Genomic DNA, 4902 nt, shown 5'->3' with positions numbered 1-4902 from the left:
CTAACATTCTACCCTTTCCGAAAAATCCATCTATGAAATCTTGGCTAGAAATAAATTCAGGATTCTTGGCAGGGTAAAATAAAGGATCTCTCTGAAAATTTCCTTTCTCAAGCAATAAATCAATGGTTTGATGATACATCCTTTTCCCATCATTATCACACGAGTCGTAAAAAAATCTTAAGTCCTCTCTTACAGAAACGCCCAATGAGGTGGAGTGTCCTAGCAAACCATGTAATGTCATGATATGTAAATAATTTAGGCAAAATATATCCGTAAACAACCTCGGTTTACCTTTAAAAAGGTCAGATTCAGTAAATCCAATTGGAACTGGAAACCCCTCATTTTTTATAAAAGTAACGATTTGTTGTTTTTGCTTTTCGAATGTTTTGATAGCATCCTCAAAAATAGCTTTAATTTGCTCATCCTCAATAATAGAGACCATATATCTATTTACAATATCAACGGCTGTTCCATTTAAATACTCTCCCCATAAAGTTCCTATTTCGGAAGATGTGAGTTTTAATTTATCCTTTTCCATTCCGTCACCTCTAGGATATTATTTACCAATTCATCAAGTGGTATGAAATTTTTTGTTTGATTTTTACGAAGAAGAAAAGCCCTCTTTAGAAATAACGAAATCACTAAAAAAGGTAAGCATAATATATGCTCACCTTTTTCTTACAACAATGCGAAATAGACAATACTTGTGGAATACTCATTGCCTAAGTTAAAGATGGCATTCTTAACAAAGAAGTTAATCTGGAAGTTATACTACTAATTGAGAATGCTGCTCTAATACCCATAATAAATATGGTTGATAATAAGCCACATTGAAGTTTAGTGTTAAATGATAACACTAAGGTTATTGTTAATCTGAGGAGTAAATTTATTCAGTGGAACACCTAATCAAAAAGTGGTTTATTGCAATCCTAAATGAATACAAATAAAAAGAGAAACAGCTTGTTGAGCTAAAGGGTGCTTTACTTTAACAAGAGTAAAGCCTTTTTCTTATTCAAGTAATAAAGCAGGATAGTCTTTAGAATAGGAGGTAGAAAGGAAGAAGTTTAATGAATAATGCAAGAAAAGGATCCCATAGAGACCCTATTCTTGTAGGGTTAGATATCAATAATAGCTCAATTAAACATCAAAGTTGTGTTGGATTATCTGTTATTTCCTTGGTTGTTATCTTTCCTTCTTAATCCTAAAAGACCAGCCAAACCAAGTAACCCAATCCAGCCCCAATCCATATCGTCGTCGTCATTATCAACGTTAGCAACGTCATTACCATTCTGCGCAAAATCAGTGACTGAGCTACCAGCGTGGTTGTTTATGTCTGTGGCATGAACAGTTGACATACCTAACAGCATTGCAGTAACCAAAAGGGTGCAATATGAAAATAGAATTTTTTTAGACATAGTTTCCCTCCTTTCATAATTATTAACTTTAATGTTTGTAGTTGCATTATTAATTATTCAAGAGGTATTTATAACGTTAAAAGATAACAGGGTCAATGATAAAATTTTATTGAGATGAAACAACCCTTCTAGGACAAGCATGCGGTACGATAATTGGGACAAAAAAACTCCACTAACCTCAAATCAATCAAATTAGTATATTGTATCTAAAAAGTTAAACATCAGTCCTATATGGAATATACAGTAGATTTGGAAGTGAATCAGAACAAAATGTTTGAAATTTTATAATTTCCATAAATAGTAGGAGAGGGTAGGTGTAAGCCACCACTTGTTCCTATACAATATTGTGAAGGATTACACTTAAACTATAGGGTAGCTTTAACAAAAGAGAAGGTTGCCATGTCTGCAACTTGGTTTATTGAACTATTGAAGCAGATTAGTTGAATATTATTAATAACAAAAGGGGGATGGACTTGTTTATTCTTAATAAAACGGATGTTTATATTGGGTATTCGATGGAAGAATTATCAAAGGTCAGAGGACTATTGGATAGTAAGGGTATCAAACATACTTATAAAGTTAATAATAGTTCGGGGAAAATTGTGGGACGGGGTACAACACGAGGGAACTTTGGGAGTTTTGGAATAAACGATAATTATGAAAAACAATATGTGGTTTCAGTAAAGCAAAAAGATTCGGAAACTGCAAAGTACTTAATTAATAAATTAATGCAATCATAGTATAATAATGAATTTCTTTGAACCACAAAAAAGGGTTCATTGTTCTATAGTGTGTTGATTCAAAGAAGGATTAACCACCGTTTTTTTTTTTTTGAATACCTTACTGAACAAACGAAGCAGGATAGTTTAATAAGGGTTCTGAATATGGTGATGTAACATTAGGGGAGGGAACTTAGACGGCACTCAAACAATAAAAAAGACCCGAAAAGGGTCAATTTGATACTGATACATTTGATTTAATAAAAAAATTAATCTTTAAGCTGTCGAAGAACATCATTTACATCAACATGTGATCTTTTCTCAATGATTTTACCATCTTCAATTCGTAACTTCATCATAAGAGAGAATCTAACGGTTTTTCCAGTAGCAGGAACACCCAACAACGGGATACCTGTATGAGTTCCTTCAAAGATGAGATATGCTGCTACTTGATCACCTTCAGCTATTATGGATTGAATAGGCATTTTAAAGCCAGGGAATGCATCAAAGTTTTTTTTCTCTGATTCTACAAGTCCTTCTAAACCAGGAAAAGGTGTATCCAGTTGTGGATAGAATACAAAGTTCTCATGGCAATAATCTTTAAGTGCCTCATAATTTTCTTGTTCGATGGTTTCATAAAAGCGACGGACCAATTCCTTGTTTGCCTCAACCGACACAACTATCACTCCTTCATAATCTTCCAATATTATTTAAAATGTGTATGATTCACCGTCATTTGGTACTAATACATTAGATGCGATTTCTTTTTCTTTAGTAAAGCTCTTCAGTTCCTCTTTAGATAGTCCCCAGTGGTTAACAGCTTCCATGTGAACACAAATGATTTTTGCTTCTGGAGCAGCTTTGTACACTTCATAGACATCATCTTTCCCCATGACTAGAGAACCACCCTGGAAGAATTGATTATCCCCAGCATTTACAACAATTACTTCTGGTTTGTTCGTCTCAATTACTTTTTGGACTTCTTCATACCATACAGTATCTCCTGCAACATATAATGTTTTCTCCGTTGGGTGTTTAAATATAACGCCACATACAAGACCAGCAAGTTTTAAGATTTCTCCTCTTCCATGCTCGCCTTTTGTTTTCACTAATTGGATACCTTCAAACTTTGTATCGTCTTGTAAAACCTCTACATTTTGGAAACCAGCGTTTCGAATCTCTGTCGCATCTTCTTCATTTTGGGCAAATATTTTGGTCTCTTTTGGTAAAGCTTCTTTAGCAGCATCATCCCAATGATCATAGTGCAAATGAGTAACAATAACTGCATCTATATCTTTTATAATATTGTCAATGGATGTTGGTAAGCTTACTAAAGGATTGTTTTGATCTTGCCTTGGCGAATTTGGGAAAGGTGGGTAAGTACCTTTTTCCGCTAACATTGGATCGATTAAAAACTTTTTCCCTGCGTATTCCACAACGATTGTTGCATTACGAATTTGATGTATATTCATGTTTATTATCTCCTTTTGTATAATAATTTCCTTCGAACAATTTATATTCTATACTATGGTTAATGACCGATACATGGATTAAATAAAGTGTTTTGGTTGTTTGACTTTATTTATGAAAGGAATTAGATAGATGTTAGATAACACGGATCTGCTTATCCTAGATGAACTATCCAAGAACAGTCGTATAACAATGAAAGAGTTAGGTGAGAAAGTCCACTTGACTGGACCGGCTACTTCAGCTAGAGTGGCAAAGTTAGAGGATAGCGGAATCATTGAAGGATATACCATTAAAATTAATCAAGTAAAGTTGGGCTATTCAATTCACGCAATGATAAGTATTATTACAAATAGCTCGTATCACGAACCTTATCTGACATTCTTAAATGCACAAAAAGAATATGTAATAAATAACTATAAAATTAGTGGGGATAGTTGCTACCTTTTAGAATGTAAATTCCCCTCCACTAAAGAATTAGATGAGTTCTTAGTAGGTTTGAATAAGCATGTGAACTATAAATTATCAATAATTATAAATAAATAGTACTTTTTAAAGAGATAATTTGTGAAGAAATATACTTAAAGTAACGGGTGCTTTACTTTAACTGGAGTAAAGCCTTTTTCTTATTCAAGTAACGGTGCAGTTTAGTTTAATAAAGGGTATTTCCAATTATTATAGAATATAAATAGTTACAAGGGATAATTAGGAGGTTTGCAAATGGATTTATTTTATTATTTTTTTTCTAAAATAAGACCTTTCCTCGAGGTCACCAATACAGTTGCTCTAATCTGGATAGTTGTTTTATTAAACATAGATGTGACAATGCTACTGAGTAGAAAGTTGCTTGTACCCAGTAAATGAAACTTATCGAACATTAAGAACGTATAATTATTAATATAAAGTTTCTTAGAAAAGAGGAATTCGTAGTGCCTACTTGTCAAAACTGTAAAAGAAAGTGGTCTTGGTTTGATTCGATTAAGAAATTATTAACATTTCGTAAAAGAATGAAATGTAACCATTGTAGAGAAATTCAATACCAAAGTACATCTTCGAGAAATACTACATCTTTATTAGTTTTACTCCCCATTAGCACTATACCATTTTCTGTAATGTTTGATTTATCTCCTATTTCTGTACTACTCTTGGGACTTACCTTAATGCTTGTGGCTCTGTTTGTAATGCCATTATTACTGAAATTAACTGATAAAGAAGAACCATTATGGTAAAAGGGGACTTCAAGGCTGCCATCAGGGTAGCTTTTTATTGTTGTACTAACGAAGCAGTTTAGCATTCCTGTA

Annotated in this window: 7 protein-coding genes; 3 read left to right on the top strand and 4 right to left on the bottom strand. The window is 33.2% G+C overall.

Annotated elements, in window-relative coordinates:
* Both V7138_RS08025 and V7138_RS08020 read right to left on the bottom strand, forming a co-directional pair.
* Positions 1–538: DUF3231 family protein (locus V7138_RS08025; protein WP_335395836.1), on the bottom strand; the 538-nt coding region annotated here is incomplete at its 3' end.
* 622 nt (positions 539–1160) lie between these two features.
* Positions 1161–1415 (bottom strand): WGxxGxxG family protein, encoded by a 255-nt coding sequence (locus V7138_RS08020; protein ID WP_335395833.1) that lies wholly within the window; start codon positions 1413–1415, stop codon positions 1161–1163.
* A gap of 473 nt (positions 1416–1888) precedes the next feature.
* Between V7138_RS08020 and V7138_RS08015 the strand changes: the two genes are divergently transcribed.
* Positions 1889–2155 (top strand): hypothetical protein, encoded by a 267-nt coding sequence (locus V7138_RS08015; protein WP_335395831.1) that lies wholly within the window; start codon positions 1889–1891, stop codon positions 2153–2155.
* Positions 2156–2403: 248 nt separating this feature from the next.
* Here the strand turns inward: V7138_RS08015 and V7138_RS08010 are convergent, their stop codons facing one another.
* The gene (locus tag V7138_RS08010; RefSeq protein ID WP_095395715.1) at positions 2404–2811 is read right to left on the bottom strand and encodes an ester cyclase; all 408 of its coding nucleotides are present in this window, start codon (positions 2809–2811) and stop codon (positions 2404–2406) included.
* A 33-nt stretch (positions 2812–2844) separates the two neighbouring features.
* The gene (locus tag V7138_RS08005) at positions 2845–3606 is read right to left on the bottom strand and encodes an MBL fold metallo-hydrolase (RefSeq protein ID WP_253512783.1); all 762 of its coding nucleotides are present in this window, start codon (positions 3604–3606) and stop codon (positions 2845–2847) included.
* 130 nt (positions 3607–3736) lie between these two features.
* On the opposite strand from V7138_RS08005, the gene V7138_RS08000 reads away from it, so the two are divergent.
* Together V7138_RS08000 and V7138_RS07995 are read left to right on the top strand one after the other, a co-directional pair.
* Positions 3737–4147, top strand: a complete 411-nt coding sequence (locus V7138_RS08000) for an Lrp/AsnC family transcriptional regulator (protein WP_335395828.1) — start codon at positions 3737–3739, stop codon at positions 4145–4147.
* Positions 4148–4530: 383 nt separating this feature from the next.
* Positions 4531–4830 carry a TIGR04104 family putative zinc finger protein gene (locus tag V7138_RS07995; protein WP_335395825.1) on the top strand — a complete coding sequence of 100 codons (300 nt, stop codon included), beginning with the start codon at positions 4531–4533 and terminating at the stop codon, positions 4828–4830.
* The last annotated feature ends 72 nt before the right edge of the window (positions 4831–4902 follow it).

This window comes from Bacillus sp. JJ1533 (assembly GCF_036965045.1).
In the GTDB taxonomy this organism is placed as follows: domain Bacteria; phylum Bacillota; class Bacilli; order Bacillales; family Bacillaceae_L; genus Ferdinandcohnia.
Note: the sequence above shows the minus strand (reverse complement) of the source record. Positions and strands in the feature narration are given on the sequence as shown.